This window comes from Mycobacterium sp., assembly GCF_032159565.1.
Classification (GTDB): domain Bacteria; phylum Actinomycetota; class Actinomycetes; order Mycobacteriales; family Mycobacteriaceae; genus Mycobacterium.
Genome location: NZ_JAVHWR010000022.1, coordinates 1 through 14620 on the forward strand (window position 1 = coordinate 1; position 14620 = coordinate 14620).

Sequence of the window (14620 nt, forward strand, 5' to 3'; positions counted from 1 at the left end):
CGAACACCTGCTCATGCGGATACACCGACCGCATCATGTCCAAGATGACCGGCGTGGCCTTCTCCCGCGGCGAGGTCTCAATCCGAATCACACCCTCGATCGGATCGTTGCTGGATTCGCGAGCCGCTATATCTTCAAGCGCTGGTAGTGCCATGATGTCCCCCTGCGTAGTTGTCCGTCCGCCGAGCTTAGACCGACAACCGGGATCATAAGCAGCAAATTGTCAATGCTGGAAAAAATCTGCGAAATTACCTCGACTTGCGTGGGCAAGGGCGTGTCGAGGATGTAACACAGGCTTACACAGATTTAGCCTGGCTAGTTGATGCGCGGTCTGGTCCACCGACTATCCGGGCGGCGGCCGGACGGCCGCCCGGCGCCGCTCAGGCAGTCACGTGGTGCGGCACCTCACCGCAAAGGCTGGCCAGGCGCTGTACTTGAACGCGCAACTACTCGAACAGAGAGAGGTGACTCGACGGCGGCGCCGTCTTCGACCTGCGCCGATGGGAATTAGCTAGAAGTGTCAGCGAGCGGACTATTGTCGTCGGCGTTACCAAATCCGTTCTCGGCGTGGCGCTTTCCTGACGGACAAAAACCCTCTGCCTAACGGACGTCGATTTCTGGCTCGTGGGCGATTACGGATGCCCCGCGAAACCGGAGCATTTCCTCGACAACTCCACGCCACGTATGCATGAGAGGACTCATCAACCTGACCGCGTCGACCACCAGCACGCTGTCGCGCGTAAGTACGCCGCGACGCACGTCGGCGCCATGAGCGTTCTCTTCTTCGCCCCGGCTACCGCCAACGCCATCGACAATGACTCGACCCAGGCTGTGACGGGTGCGCACCGACGCCGACGGCTACCCCGATGAACGACGGTCAGGATGTCGTCGTCGCCGGGAAGATCGTCAGCTACCGCGGCGGAAAGATCATCGTCACCACCGCGCCGGAGAAGACCCGGTGCGGCCGCCCGTTACCAGGCAAACCTGCCTGTGTTAACACAACCCAGACACCGTTCCCCTCAGTGGGCCCGCCATCCAACAGGGGTGGCGGGCCGACCTGTCAGGCGGGAGTCATCGACCCGATGAAGTAGGTCTCGTGCCCGGTCGGGTATCCGCCGCCGTCGGTGGCGATGTGAACGTGGTCGTAGTGGTTGGCGGTCTCGTTGCCGTAGTCGGCCGTCCAACTAGGTGCGCCGATGCCCGGATAGAAGCCCTGGCGCCAGATCACGTGGATCACGCCCCAGCGATTCGCGTTGGCGAGTGCCAGGCCGGCAATCTGATTACCGAGTTCGATTCCCTCGTCGCTGCTGTGGTTCGGAATCATCACGTCGATCGCCAATCCGTTGGGATGCCATTTCAACGCGTCTTGTCGAACGCCGCCGATGGTGGTGATCTGGGGGAACATCACGCTGATTGCGCGGGCCACCCAGATGGTGTGGATCTGCAACCCCGCCTCGGGAGCAACGCCGACGGGCAATGCGAATGACGCTGCCTGATTGGCCACAGGCGCGGCTGCGGCGACCAGATCGGGTGCCGCGGGACTTGCGGCCGGCGACATGCTGGGCACGAGGCCGGTCGGGACTGCGGCCGGAGTTTCGGAATCCGAACCTGGGTCGTAGAGCATGACGGCCGAGACCGCGAGCGAGGCCACGACCACCAGCAAGCGGCCACGACCGTTGGCTAATACGCCCTTCCCCACGGGCGCAGCTTACTTCCGCGCCCATTGCAGCGTGGCAATCTTGGGCTCGCAAGTCTTTGCAACCCGCTGTTGTTGGCATGTCGACTCGCCCGCACGACCGGGTGAGACTTCGCGAAAGCGTCAGCCCCGAAAGCTAACCGGCTGCAAAGTCGGGGCAGAGATTTGTTGTCGCAGCGCTGACGAAAAGGGTGCCTTGTCCGGAGGCAAGCTGGAACTCCTGCTCGGCGGCAGTCATCTCGTCGAGAACAGAAACTCCGCTGCGAAGCTGGTCGCACACGTGATATCCCGCTCCCACGGTGTCTGCCTGGTTGCCGGCGATCAAAGGGATGTTCAAGGTCGCCAGTTCGTCGAGGAATACATCGCGGGGCTCAGCCGAGGCGACGGGCGCGGCGGCCAAGGCGGCCAACGCCACTGCGAACGCGACCGATCCCAGCGCCATGCGGTTGAGAGCCATCGAGGTGTCCTTTCATGTTGGCAGACGAACGCCTGGACGAACTCCCGAAACGTAAGCCACCAGCGGCCGGGGAGATATCCGGTGTTTCCCTACATCTCTGCCCTGTCCCGTAGTACTACTCACCCGCGCCGGCCTGCGTACCGGCATGCTGGACGCATGGCTTCGCCCACGTCAGTCCCCGACGCCCGCACGGTAGCCGAGAACACCAAACCCGACCGCGACCGCGCAGTCGACGTCGCCCGCCTCGCCGCGCTCCTCGTCGTGATCTTCGGCCACTGCGCATTGCTGCTCGCGACGATCGATTCGGGCGGCCTGCGCATCGGCAACCTGCTGGGCGAAATGCCCGCCCTCACCCCGATCACCTGGGTTGTGCAGGTCATGCCGCTGTTCTTTCTGGCAGGCGGCGCTGCGGGCGCGTACGGCTGGCGCGAAGGTACGCAGTGGGGGACCTGGCTGTTCACCCGCGCCCAGCGACTCTGCCGTCCCGTGTTCTGGTATCTCGCTTTCTGGACGATCGCCCTCTTGGTGGCGGCGAAGATCCTTGGTGCCGACTCGGCAGCAGTCCTCGGCGGGGAGTGTGTTGCCCTGCTCTGGTTCCTCGGTGTCTACCTCGTGGCGCTGGCCTTCGTCCCGACGCTGACGCGAATGCGATCGGGGCGTGCGGCCACCGTCGTAGTCGGGTCGCTTCTCGCGGCGGCCGTCGCCGTCGACGGAGTGCGCATTACCACCGGTGTGCCCATGTGGGGCGTCCCCAACTTCTTGATCGTCTGGCTCGTCCCCGTGGTGATCGGTGTCGCCTATGCGCGCCGGCTGATCCGCGTCCCGGCCGCGTTCGCGGTGGGGGTGGCGGCGTTCGCCGCTCAGGTGCTGTTGGCCACCTTCGGGCCGTACGAGGTGTCGCTGGTCGTCACCGGGACCGAACGCATGTCCAACGTGACGCCGCCGACGCTTTTGCTTGCCCTGCAATGCACCTGGATGTCGTGCGCGTTCGTTGCTTTCGCGGGTCCCGTGCAGCGCTGGGCGCAGCGACCGCGGGTGTGGCAGGCCGTCGCGGTGGGCAACGGGGGAGCGATGACCCTCTACCTCTGGCACATCCCGGCGATCGCCGTCGCAACCTTCTGCATGCACGCGGTCGGTCTCGACGCGTATGACGTGACGGCACGGGGCTTTTGGGCTCTTCTCACACTGCGGGCGGTGATATTCGCCATCGTCATGGCCGCGATGTTCTTCCTGCTGTCACCGCTGGAGCATCGTCGACTTCTCTGGTGGGACTCCGCGGTTCGCGCCACAGGCGTCCGATCGGCCGCTGCGGGCGGGTTCACGTGCATGGCCGGTGTCGCGCTCGTCATGCTGGCCAAAAACGGGTTGGCCGGTATCACCGGCTACTCACTGCTCGGCTGCTTCTTCGCCGCGGCAGTCGCTGCGCGGATCAGCGCCGGCGGGCCGCAGAAAGACATGTGACCTGTTCCACATGACGCTGTTTTGCGGTGACCGAACCGGAACGTCGGCCGGATAACGTGCACGTTGACGGTCACGTCAGCGTCGCAGATTGGTAAACCCTCGCACGGTCGCCGTGCCGCACAGAAGCACTCGAACTATGCTCAGCGTCGAGTGGCCGTTCAATGCAAAGCGGCAACGTCGGTTCGACGAGGGCGGGACCCAGCGAGTGCGAACAGTATTGGGGCTGTCGAAGACGTCGATGACGATCGGCTGGGTGCTGGTCGACGGACGAGACATCACAGGCGATCCGCTGGACCACGACGTGTTCGACATCTCCGACTCGAGCGCCGCCGCGCCCGCCGCCACCGCGCGCCGGGTGCGTGATATCGCAACGGCAAGTGGCTACACCGTCGACTCGGTGCACGTGACGACGAGCGGCAACATGTCGTCGCTTCGGGATGCGCTGACGGAGTCGGGTTTCGGCGAGGTGGTGGCGGTTCCGCTGACGGAGGCCACCCGTGCGTGGGCGATCGACGCCGGACGGGCGAACGAGCAGGCGACAATCGCGGTATGCGTGCTCGGGCGCGATTCGGCATCGCTGTCGGTGGTCGACACCGATAGCGGCGTACTGCACGCGACGACGACCACAATTACCTCCGACACTGTGGGCCTGACCGATTGGCTCGGCGCCGCGCTGGGCGACAACGGTTCTCGTCCGGAAGCGCTGTATCTGATCGGGTCTCGATCCAAGCTGCGTGCGCTCGCCGGCCCGCTCGGCACGGGTCTGTCGATTCCGGTCGTTGCGACGCATGACGCGCAGCTCGCGCTGGCCCGTGGCGCGACCTTCTCGGACGGTACGCGCGTCCATCATGGCGCCGTCTCCAGGCGTTCCGGCCTCGCCGCGCACGCGAGGACGCTGAGTGTGGTCGCGGCTGTTGCGGTGGTGTCTCTGTTCACATTGTCTTCGGCGGGCAGCCCAATCCCTCTCGCGAAGACCAGTCTTCCACGATCAGCACCGGCGGCGGCCGGGGCCGAGAAGGTGCCGACCAGCGCCCCGCCAGTGGCACCCGCGCAGTTGCCGCCGCCGGCTGCGGATCAATCGGCGCCCGAAGAGCCGACGCCCACACCGACTTTCGAGGCCACACCGGTCATCGCCGATGTCGTTGCGCCCGATGCCGTTCCCGCGGTCGCACCGGCCACGGTCGACGTCGCCCCGCAGATAGAGCACGTACCCGAAGTGCAACCGGTACAGCACATCCCGGCACAACCCGCGGTTGCACCGGATCCCGCCGCTCCGGCGCCACCCGACACGCCTCCGCCGGATCCATTGGCCGCGGTGCTAAGCCCCCTGTTCAGTGGTTTGCCGTGAGTTAGAGGCGGCCGACCGCGAATGTGGCTGCCTGGCCGACCATCCCGTTGACCGGATAAAGCGCGTGCGCGAATGTCGGCCCGCCGCCAGGAGTTCCGTCGCAGATTGTGTCGCCCTGGGCGCAGAGTTCAATGGTCTTCGCCGCGTAGGCGGGGCCGATCGTGATCGCCGGCGCGCCGTACTGGCTCGTCCACGCGGCGGATGGCTTACCGAACAGGGCGACAGCGGCGACATGGTCGGCAACCTCGACCGGCAACGGTTGGGGGACGAAGGCAGCGGGAACCCCCTGCGGCACCTCGGCAGCGGTCACGAATCCTGCCACCGCCGCGCCTTGCGAATAGCCGCCGAGCACGATACGGGTATTCGGGCAGTTCGCCGCTGTGGACTGCACATGAGCGCCGGCGTCCCTGATGCCGGCGATGACGGTCTGGGCGAACGCCATCGTGTCGTTGAAGTCGCCGCTGGCGGCGTAGTCGACCGGATACACCGCGACCGACCTACCACCAGCATCCGACCGCAGTGCGTCCACGAACGCCTGTCCGACCCCTCCGACTCCCGGCGGCTCACCGGTGCCGCGGGCGAAAATCACCTCAACGTCCGGGCACGGGTCTGCGGATGCCGGTGGCACGGGAATGCCCCCCAGTGCCGCCCATGCGATCGCTGTCGCGATGACCAACTTGCCGATTCTCATCAATGATCCTCCCCGCCTCGTTGGGCTGAGGGATACCCCAACTCGGCTGCGTCTATATCCGGCTTGCGGCGAAGGCAGCGGCATCGTTGACCATTCCCGTCTGAACATAGGCACCGTGGGCCCGCATGTCACGGCCGCCCTGGAAACAGATCGGGTCGTTGGGTACGCACATCTCGATCGTCTTGGCCTTGTACAGCGGACCCACCGATGGCAGCGGGCCGGCCGACAGGCTGTCGGCGAACGTGCTCCGTGCGCCGCCGAACTCGGCGGCAGCAGCGACGTTGTCGGAGACCTCTGGCGGCATATAGGTGGTGGCCAGATCGACGACCGCCGCCCCCTGCGAGTATCCGCCGAGAACCATCTTGGTGTCTGGGCAGTTCGCCGCCATCGCGCGGACATGTGCACTCATATCGTCTGCGCCTGCGGGAGCGCTCGCGGCGAAGTCGTTGCTCGCCGCGTAGTTGACCGCGTAGACGCCGACCGAACGACCGCCCGCCTGCGAGCGGAGTGAGTCGACGAAGGCTCCTCCGATGCCGCCCACGCCGGGCGCTTCGGTGGTACCCCGGGCAAAGACGATCTCGACATCGGGGCACGGCGCGGCGCCGGCGGCGGGTGCCGCGAATAGGGATATGGGCAGTGCTCCGGCCGTCGCGGCAACCGCACCGACGATGCAGGCCCGGCCCGCGATCGTGATCCTCATGCTGATATGTCGCTCGCGAACGCCGCGATGTTAGGCCTCGGTCGGTTGGCTAGCGCGGTATGAGGCGTAACACCGGAATGGTGCGTCCCGTCCGCGCTGTTTTTTCGCGATAGTCCGTGAAGCCGCCGTAATAACCCTCGGCGAGCTTGAACAGCCTGGCGTACTCGTCGCCATCGGTCACCTCTTCGGCCCGAAACGGCTCGTTTCCCAATTCGCACGAGGGATGCGCGACCAGGTTGTGGTACCACTGCGGGTGCTTGTCGCCGCCGTAGTTCGAGGCCATGACGATCGCGTTCGGTCCGTCGTGGAAATAGGCGATCTGCGACTGACGCGGCCGGCCGCTCCTGGCGCCCGTCGTCTCGAGCGTCGCGGAGGGCACATTGAACATGCCCAAGCTCGCCCGACCGTTGCTGACCCGGCCGAGCCACGGATCGATCTTCGGCGCCAGAACTCTGCCGAGGACCTGGCCGAAACGCGAGCGCGCGGATCTGTTCAAGGCCCGGGCGACCGCCGAGGGCCTGCGGGTCGGGTCGACGCGACGCAAAGGCACGAGAAGACCTTATGCCGTGGCAACGCCCCGGTACGCTAACCGTCGAAGCCGGTCCACAGCGGAGGGGACGAACATGAAGTCGATCGCGGTACTGGCACTGGCCTGCGGCGTCACCGCCGCACCGATGATGGCGGCGGCGGGTACTGCCTGGGCGGATCGCGGCGCCTGCGACGGCGTGGACTGCGTTCCCTTCGTGGATCACAACATCGTGCCCACCGACTACTGCTCGTTCACGTCCAGGTATGTGTATGGCGTGGATGCGAAGGGCGACACATTCGCCTGTGCCGCGACGAACCAGTGGCTGCCGGTGGCTCCGCTGATCGGAGTGCGCACCCTACGGGCACCGTGCGACCCGAATGTGCCGGCTTCGGCGCAGTCAGGCGCCGGTCAGCCCCTCAAGTGCGAGGGCGGAGCGTTCACGTCGGACTTCAACACGCTCTATTACGCCGGCAGTTGACTGCCCGCGGGGCCAGGCGGTAACGAGGGAAAGGGTTAACCGCCGTTGGTGACGGGGTTCGACGACAGCGTGATGATCTGCCCGTTCTTCCAGATGCACCACCGTCCGCCCCAACCGGTGGTCCACACCACGGGCTCACCCAGCCAGAACTCCGCCGGCTTGCCCGGCGCCCAGGACGGCACCGGGTCGCCCACGGCAGCCCACGGCGGATTCGGCGGCGGGGGCGGGTCTGCGCTTGCCACGCCCATGCCGAGAACGCCTGCGGCAAGTCCGCATGCGACCGCCAGCACGGGTAGGGCCCTGCTGAAGGTCATGTCCAGTCCCACACCGTCGGATCGTTCGGCGGGTAGTTCATGCAGACGTCGGTGGCATGTGCGGCGACACCCTTGTTGTTGAAGAACAGCTTCGCCCAGTTGCCCCAGTGCGTGGCCATCTGCTCGTAGTAGACGTTGGTCGCGGTGTCTTCCGAGTACTGCCGCCTGCCCGCGTAATCCAGCGTGAAGAACCAGTAGATGCGGTCGCGGGCAGCGTCCTGCACGTCGATCGGCCTGTTGTGGTAGTCGATCATGTAGCGCTCGTAGTACACCGGATCGGTGTCGCGCGTTGCGGCCATGTACTGGTCGACCGTGCAGGTGGTCTTGAGTATCCGGTTCGGGATCGGATAGTCGTCTGTCGCGTCGGCCGATGCGACGGCCGGAATCGTCATCGCGACCATGCTCACCGCGGCCGCTACGATGCTCGCCTTACCCAACATCACTTCTCCCTTTCCCTTTATTGCTCTGCCGCCAACGGCGGACCTGCCGGCGCAGGCGGCGTGCCCGCACCCGGACCCGGCTGCGCCGTCTGTGTGAGGATCGGCAGCTTGTCGGGGCAGTAAGTCCGATAGGCGGCACCGAGGAACTGATATGTCTGCTCGGTGGTGGTGTCCTTTTTCAGCTGCCGTTGGACGAATTGGGCGGACTGATTGGCATCGTGATCGAGGTTATTCCACAGTCGCTTACACGCGATCTTGCCGATCCACGCGTTGTAATCCTTTTCACCGTAGATCCCGTAGATGTGCAGCTCGTTGTAGAAATCGGTGTCGGGGTCGGAATGTGCTGGTGCTGCCACAGCCAGCGCGGGCACCGTCAACGCGAGGGCCGTCAATACGGCCGAACTAATCTGTTTCCCCCTCATGGGCACCTATCTTATCTGATTGACTTTTCAAATTAACCCCATAGGGCTTTCTTCGTTCTCTATCGAATTGGCCCCGTGGGGCTTTCATCGTTCGAATGGCGGCCGGGCGTTACACCGACCTGATCTTGTTCTGTTTTCGGCTCCGGCCACGGCTCGGGGACGGGACGCTGGCGGACCCGTTGCGGCCACCAGAACCATTTACCGAGCAGCGCGGCGATCGCCGGCGTCATGAACGACCGGATGATCAGCGTGTCGAACAACAGGCCGAGACCAATGGTGGTGCCCACCTGACCGATCACCCGGAGATCGCTGACCACCATCGACATCATGGTGAAGGCGAATACCAGCCCAGCCGATGTGACCACCGAGCCGGTTCCACCCATCGACCGGATTATGCCCGTGTTGATGCCCGCATGGATCTCTTCCTTGAACCGGGAGACCAGCAGCAGGTTGTAGTCGGATCCCACCGCCAACAGGATGATGACCGACATCGCGATGATCATCCAATGCAGGTGCATGCCGAGGATGTACTGCCAGATCAGCACCGAAAGGCCGAACGATGTGCCCAGCGACAGCAGCACCGTACCGACGATCACCGCGGCGGCCACCACCGCACGGGTCAGCAACAGCATGATGATGAAAATCAGGCACAGCGACGCGATTCCGGCGATCAGCAGGTCGAAATTCGATCCCTCCGCCATGTCCTTATATGTGGATGCGGTGCCTGCCAGGTAGATCTTCGAGCCCTCCAGCGGCGTGCCCTTGATGGCTTCGAACGCCGCGTTCCTGATCTGATCGATGTGCGAAATGCCCTCTGGCGTAGCGGGATCACCTTCATGCGAGATGATGAACCTGACCGCCTTGCCGTCCGGCGAGACGAACATCTTCATCCCGCGCTTGAAGTCGGCGTTGTCGAACACCTCGGGCGGCAGGTAGAACGAGTCGTCGTTCTTGGACGCGTCGAACGCCTGGCCCATCGCGGTCGAGTTCTCCTGCAGGGCCTTCGTCTGATCCTGCTGACCCTTCTGGCTCTGGTACATGGTCAGCGTGATGTTCTTCATGTTCTTCATCGTCTCGATCATCGACGGCATGATCGCGACCAGTTGCGGCATCAGGGTGTCCAGACGCTCCAACAGGGGCACCAGCGTCTGGACGTCATCGGTCAGCACGTCGATGCCATCGAGCGTGTCGAAAATGGCCCGTATCGAATGGCAGACGGGGATGTCGTAGCAGTGCGGTTCCCAATACAGAAAGTTACGAATGGGGCGAAGGAAGTCGTCGAAATCGGCGATGTTGTCCCGGACTTCGCCGATATCGACGGCCATCTGCTTGGTCTTCTCGACCATGGCGTGGGTGGTGTCGGCCATCTGCTGGGTCAGGCTCTGCATACGTGTCATCGTGTCGATGGTCGTTTGCATGTCGTTGGCCTGGGTCAGCATGTTCGCCATGACCTTGTCCATGTAGTCCTGGTTCATCTGCTGGGTGGTGCCCTGCATGCTGATCTGGAACGGAATGGACGTGTGTTCGATCGGTGTGCCGAGCGGCCGGGTGATGGTCTGCACGCGACCGATACCGGGAATGTGGAAGATGGCTTTGGCAACTCGATCAACGACGAGCATGTCGGCTGAATTGCGCACATCGTGGTTGGTTTCGATGAGCAGCATCTCCGGGTTCATCCGGGCCTGCGGGAAATGGCGGTCTGCGGCCTGATAGCCCTGATTGGCGGGGATGTCAGCGGGCAGGAACTCGCGATCGTTATAGCTCGGCACGTAGCCAGGGAGCGCAAGCAGGCCGACGAGTGAAAGCGCAATGGTGGACACCAGAATCGCTCCGGGCCACCGCACCACCGCGGCACCGATCTTGCGCCAGCCGCGCTCCCGCATCCTGCGCTTCGGGTCGAAGAGCCCGAAGCGACTGCAGATGGTCAGCAGTGCGGGCGCCATGGTCAGCGCGGCCGCGACCGCGACGAGCATGCCGATGGCCAACGGGATGCCCAGCGTCTGGAAGTACGGCAGCCTGGTGAAGTGCAGGCAGAAGGTGGCGCCCGCGATGGTCAGGCCTGAGCCGAGGATGACGTGCGCCGTGCCGTGATACATGGTGTAGAACGCGGTTTCGCGGTCCTCACCGTTGTTACGGGCCTCGTGATATCGGCCGACGAGGAAGATCGCGTAGTCCGTCCCCGCCGCGATCGCCAACGTGGTGAGTAGGTTGACGGCGAAGGTCGACAGACCGATCAGCTCGTAATAGCCGAGCGTCGCAACGATTCCGCGGGCCGCCGCCAGTTCGAAGAACATCATCCCGAGCACGAGCAGGACGGTCACGATCGAGCGGTAGACGAACAGCAGCATCAAAAAGATCACGCAGATGGTGATCGTGGTGATCAGCTTGACGCTCGAGTCGCCTGCGGAGTGCTGGTCGCTGGTCAGTGCGGCGGGCCCGGTGACGTAGGCCTTCAGACCTGGTGGCGGTGTCGAGCTCGCGACGGCGTCGCGAACGGCCGCGACCGACTCGTTCGCGATCGTCTCGCCCTGGTTCCCCCTCAGGTAGAGCTGGACGTACGCGGCCTTGTTGTCGGCGCTCTGCGATCCCGCAGCCGTCAGCGGATCACCCCAGAAGTCCTGGATGTGCTCGACATGAAGCTTGTCTGCTTCGAGCTTGTGAACCAATCCGTCGTAGTACTTATGGGCTTCATCACCGAGCGGCTGGTCACCCTCAAGGACGATCATCACCGAGCTGTTGGAGTCGAACTCCTGGAACGTCGTGCCGATGCGTTGCATCGCCTGCATCGACGGTGCGTCGTTGGGCGCCAGCGACACCGAGTGCGCCTCGCCGACCTTTTCCAGCTGCGGCGAGATGACGTTCACCAGCACCACGAGTGCGAGCCAGCCCAGCAGGATCGGCACCGAGAACAGCCGGATGAACCGCGGGATCATCGGATGCGCGCCGACGTGTGTGTTGCTCATGCGGACTTCACCAAGCAGAACGTCTGCGCGCTCAATCCGGTTGTCGTCCTCTCATCCTTGACGACATCATCGACTGTGATGCGGCAGGTAATGCTGTCACCGTCGCCTTGCGCGATGATGTTCGGGCTGGAGGCCGGGGCCGTTGTCGTCAAATCGAGTGACCACGGCAACGGGGCGTCCACCGCCTTCTGCGGCTGAGCATCCAGGTCCAGGTAGTTGATGGTGGCGACCGTTCCCGTGCCGAAGATCTCGTACTTCACTCTTTTGGGGTTGAACGGCGCCGGGTCGTTCACCAGGCCCGCGCCGGGCCTCGTGAGCTCGGTTTTGCCGAAGACGCCGCGCAGCCGGTCGACCATGAAGAACCCGAGCAGAACCACCGCGACGATGAGTAGCGGGACCCAGGCCCGCCTGAGAACTCTCAGCACGGAAGACCTCGCCGCGACATCGCCCGACCCATTCACGCTCTCCTAGATGTAGGCTCGTGCTTAACTTAGCCCATATAACTTCTGTTGGCGCAACAGGCTAGCGCAAATGTCGAAGCTTCCGGCGCCGCGGGATCGCGAGTCAATCGATACTCCTGATCACCGACCTGGCGAAACCGCCGACATCTCCGGAAAATGGTCGTACTCTCCGGCTAGGGCTGTGGGTGTGGGCAAGGGGAGGCAGCAATGCCCTTCGTCGAGAATAAGGTCGGCGGTTTGGTCCGCCGGTTCACCGTCGCCGCGATCACCGCGGCGCTGGCGTCGGGCCTCTGTGGGGCGCCGACGGCGGCCGCCTTCTCGAGTGCGCCGGTCGAACAGCTCACCGTGGCGTCGACGTCGATGAGCCGCGACATCCGGGTCGAGTTCCTCGATGGCGGCCGGGGCGCCCACGCCCTGTACCTGCTGGACAGCATGGAAGCGGGCGACGACTTCAATGGCTGGGACATCAACACCGCTGCCTTCGACTGGTACAAGGGCTCAGGCATATCCGTCGTCATGCCGGTCGGCGGGAAGTCGAGTTTCTACAGCGACTGGTACGGGCCGGCGACCGGCAACGGCACGACCCGTACCTATAAGTGGGAGACGTTCTTGACGCAGGAGCTTCCCGCCTACCTCGCCGGGAACAAGATGGTGCCGTCGACCGGTAACGCGGTCGTGGGGTTCTCGATGGGTGGTTCGTCAGCGCTGGTGTTGGCCGCCTACCATCCGCAGCAGTTCATTTACGCCGGATCCCTGTCGGGCTTCCTCAACCTCTCGGCGGCCGGCCAGCAAGGCCAGGTCGGTATCGCCATGATGTGGAACGGCGGCTTCAACCCGGACGCCATGTGGGGTCCAGCGGGCGACCCGGCTTGGGCACGCAATGATCCCACCGTGCAGGCCGGCAGGTTGGCGTCCAACGGCACCCGCCTCTGGATCTACTGCGGGAATGGCACATCCACCGACCCGGCCCTGGCCAGCCCTGACGCGCCCATCGCCGGACTCGGGTTCCTCGAGAGCTTCGCAGTCGACTCGAACAGGGCTTTTGCGGACGCGTACGTGGCGGCAGGCGGCAAGAATGCGACGTTCAACTTCCCCGGCGGCATCCACAGCTGGGGTTATTCGGGCCAGCAGCTACAGCAGATGAAACCGGACATCCAGCAGGTTCTTGGTGCCAAACCCAGTACTTGATCACGACAACCGTTCCCGCAGTTCACGTTTCAGTACTTTGCCGTAGCTGTTCTTGGGCAGTTCGTCGATGAACTCGTACCGCTTGGGCCGCTTGAACCGGGCGATGCGGTCGAGCAGGTGGGCGTCCAGCTCAGCAGGGTCGACCTCGCCGACGACGAAAGCCACCACGACCTCGCCCCACTCCTCATCCTTGGCGCCGACAACGCCGGCCTCCACGACGGCGGGATGTTCGAGGATCGCCTCTTCGACTTCGCGTGGGTAGATGTTGCTGCCCCCGCTGATCACCACGTCTTTCGAACGGTCGCGCAGGGTGAGGTAGCCGCGCTCGTCGAACGAGCCCATGTCCCCGGTGTGCAGCCAGCCGTTCTGCAGGGTGGCGGCGGTGGCGGCGGGGTTCCTCCAGTAGCCGGACATCACGACGTCGCCGCGGCAGACGATTTCACCGATCTCCCCGATTTCGGCGTGGCTGCCGTCGTCGCGCTGCACCGCTACGTCCACGCCGGAGCGGGCATAGCCGACCGACCTCAGGACGGCGTCGTCGGCGTCGACGTGGTCGGCGCGGCGCAGACCGGTGATCGTCATCGGCGCCTCACCCTGTCCGTAAAGCTGCGTGAAGATCGGCCCGAACGCGGTCATCGCCTTCTTGAGGCTGTCCACATACATCGGGCCGCCGCCGTAGACGACCGTGCGCAGGTTGCCGGGACGTGACCGGCCGGTCTGAACCAGTCGCTGAACCATCGTCGGGGCCAGGAAGGCGCTGCAGCCAGGGTGGTGCTCACACAGATCGAGGAACTCGTCGGGCTCGAACGCTCCCGACGCGGGAATCACCTGCCGTGCCCCGCGCAACACGTACGGAGGAATGTAAAGGCCCGATCCATGCGACATCGGTGCACCGTGGATCAGGCCGCACTCCTCATCGGGTGAATCGAAGTCGGCGAGGTGCGAGACCGTCATCGCCATCAGGTTGCGATGCGACAGCATTGCACCCTTGGACCGGCCGGTCGTTCCGCTGGTGTAGAACAGCCACGCCAGCTCCGCCGGGTCGGTGCACGGCGTCGGCACCGGCTCGGCGCCGAACCGCGCCTCGTATCCTCCGTCGTCGATGACCTCGACAGGAACGGTGGTGACGGGTGCGAGCTCGGCGGCAATCTTCGGTGAGGCGAAAACCACTGCGGCGGCGGCATCGTCGAGGATCTGCTGCATCTCCCGCGGATGCAGCTTGTAGTTGATCGGCAGATACACACACTCGGCCGCCCATACGCCGAACATGAGCTCGATGATCTCGGGGCAGTTCTCGCTGGCGACCGCGACGCGCGCCCCGGGCCCCACTCCGCGAAGCGAGCCCGCCAGTCGCAGCGCCCGATCCCGAAGCCCGCCCCAGGTGTGCAGTTGGTGCTCACCGCGATACACCGCACCACGGTCGCCGAAACGGGCAGCGGCCTGGTCGAGCAGGCTGAACAGGTTCACCGAGT

15 protein-coding genes and 1 pseudogene are annotated in these 14620 nt (G+C 64.6%); 4 read left to right on the forward strand and 12 right to left on the reverse strand.

Annotated features, from left to right (window positions below; all coding sequences use genetic code 11):
• The 3 genes and pseudogenes from QOC76_RS02660 to QOC76_RS02670 all read right to left on the reverse strand — a co-directional run.
• Window positions 1–154, reverse strand: a pseudogene (locus QOC76_RS02660) (SRPBCC family protein); the annotation flags it as partial.
• A 906-nt stretch (window positions 155–1060) separates the two neighbouring features.
• Window positions 1061–1699, reverse strand: coding sequence for a VldE C-terminal domain-containing protein (locus QOC76_RS02665; RefSeq protein ID WP_526353886.1), 639 nt, complete (start codon window positions 1697–1699; stop codon window positions 1061–1063).
• A gap of 133 nt (window positions 1700–1832) precedes the next feature.
• Window positions 1833–2153: a DUF732 domain-containing protein gene (locus QOC76_RS02670; protein WP_526353888.1), complete on the reverse strand. Its 321-nt coding sequence runs from the start codon at window positions 2151–2153 to the stop codon at window positions 1833–1835.
• A gap of 156 nt (window positions 2154–2309) precedes the next feature.
• Between QOC76_RS02670 and QOC76_RS02675 the strand changes: the two genes are divergently transcribed.
• Window positions 2310–3614 carry an acyltransferase family protein gene (locus QOC76_RS02675; RefSeq protein WP_526353890.1) on the forward strand — a complete coding sequence of 435 codons (1305 nt, stop codon included), beginning with the start codon at window positions 2310–2312 and terminating at the stop codon, window positions 3612–3614.
• Between the two features lie 205 nt (window positions 3615–3819).
• Entirely contained in the window at window positions 3820–4962 is a 1143-nt protein-coding gene (locus QOC76_RS02680) for a DUF7159 family protein (protein ID WP_526353892.1), read from the forward strand.
• Window position 4963: 1 nt separating this feature from the next.
• Here QOC76_RS02680 and QOC76_RS02685 read toward each other — a convergent pair whose 3' ends face one another.
• The 3 genes from QOC76_RS02685 to QOC76_RS02695 are packed head-to-tail and all read right to left on the reverse strand — an operon-like array spanning window position 4964 to window position 6903.
• Window positions 4964–5653, reverse strand: a complete 690-nt coding sequence (locus QOC76_RS02685) for a cutinase family protein (protein ID WP_526353894.1) — start codon at window positions 5651–5653, stop codon at window positions 4964–4966.
• A gap of 52 nt (window positions 5654–5705) precedes the next feature.
• The gene (locus tag QOC76_RS02690) at window positions 5706–6353 is read right to left on the reverse strand and encodes a cutinase family protein (RefSeq protein ID WP_526353896.1); all 648 of its coding nucleotides are present in this window, start codon (window positions 6351–6353) and stop codon (window positions 5706–5708) included.
• A gap of 49 nt (window positions 6354–6402) precedes the next feature.
• Window positions 6403–6903: a nitroreductase/quinone reductase family protein gene (locus tag QOC76_RS02695; RefSeq protein WP_526353898.1), complete on the reverse strand. Its 501-nt coding sequence runs from the start codon at window positions 6901–6903 to the stop codon at window positions 6403–6405.
• A 73-nt stretch (window positions 6904–6976) separates the two neighbouring features.
• Here QOC76_RS02695 and QOC76_RS02700 point away from each other — a divergent pair, with 73 nt between their 5' ends.
• Window positions 6977–7360, forward strand: a complete 384-nt coding sequence (locus QOC76_RS02700) for a hypothetical protein (protein WP_526353901.1) — start codon at window positions 6977–6979, stop codon at window positions 7358–7360.
• Window positions 7361–7395: 35 nt separating this feature from the next.
• On the opposite strand, the gene QOC76_RS02705 is transcribed toward QOC76_RS02700, so the two are convergent.
• Genes QOC76_RS02705 through QOC76_RS02725 form a run of 5 tightly spaced genes read right to left on the reverse strand, consistent with a single transcriptional unit; the run spans window position 7396 to window position 11924 of the window.
• Complete coding sequence (locus QOC76_RS02705) at window positions 7396–7674, reverse strand: hypothetical protein (protein ID WP_526353903.1); 279 nt, start codon at window positions 7672–7674, stop codon at window positions 7396–7398.
• Window positions 7671–8114, reverse strand: coding sequence for a DUF5078 domain-containing protein (locus QOC76_RS02710; RefSeq protein WP_526353905.1), 444 nt, complete (start codon window positions 8112–8114; stop codon window positions 7671–7673). The genes QOC76_RS02705 and QOC76_RS02710 overlap by 4 nt, the downstream gene beginning before the upstream one ends.
• Before the next feature lie 17 nt (window positions 8115–8131).
• On the reverse strand, window positions 8132–8536 hold the full coding sequence (locus QOC76_RS02715; protein ID WP_526353907.1) for a DUF732 domain-containing protein: 405 nt from the start codon (window positions 8534–8536) through the stop codon (window positions 8132–8134).
• A gap of 59 nt (window positions 8537–8595) precedes the next feature.
• Window positions 8596–11499, reverse strand: a complete 2904-nt coding sequence (locus QOC76_RS02720; RefSeq protein ID WP_526353909.1) for an MMPL/RND family transporter — start codon at window positions 11497–11499, stop codon at window positions 8596–8598.
• Complete coding sequence (locus QOC76_RS02725; RefSeq protein ID WP_526353911.1) at window positions 11496–11924, reverse strand: MmpS family transport accessory protein; 429 nt, start codon at window positions 11922–11924, stop codon at window positions 11496–11498. The genes QOC76_RS02720 and QOC76_RS02725 overlap by 4 nt, the downstream gene beginning before the upstream one ends.
• Before the next feature lie 243 nt (window positions 11925–12167).
• Here QOC76_RS02725 and QOC76_RS02730 point away from each other — a divergent pair, with 243 nt between their 5' ends.
• On the forward strand, window positions 12168–13148 hold the full coding sequence (locus QOC76_RS02730) for an alpha/beta hydrolase (RefSeq protein ID WP_526353913.1): 981 nt from the start codon (window positions 12168–12170) through the stop codon (window positions 13146–13148).
• Here the strand turns inward: QOC76_RS02730 and QOC76_RS02735 are convergent, their stop codons facing one another.
• Window positions 13149–14615 (reverse strand): AMP-binding protein, encoded by a 1467-nt coding sequence (locus QOC76_RS02735; RefSeq protein ID WP_526353915.1) that lies wholly within the window; start codon window positions 14613–14615, stop codon window positions 13149–13151.
• Window positions 14616–14620: the final 5 nt, after the last annotated feature.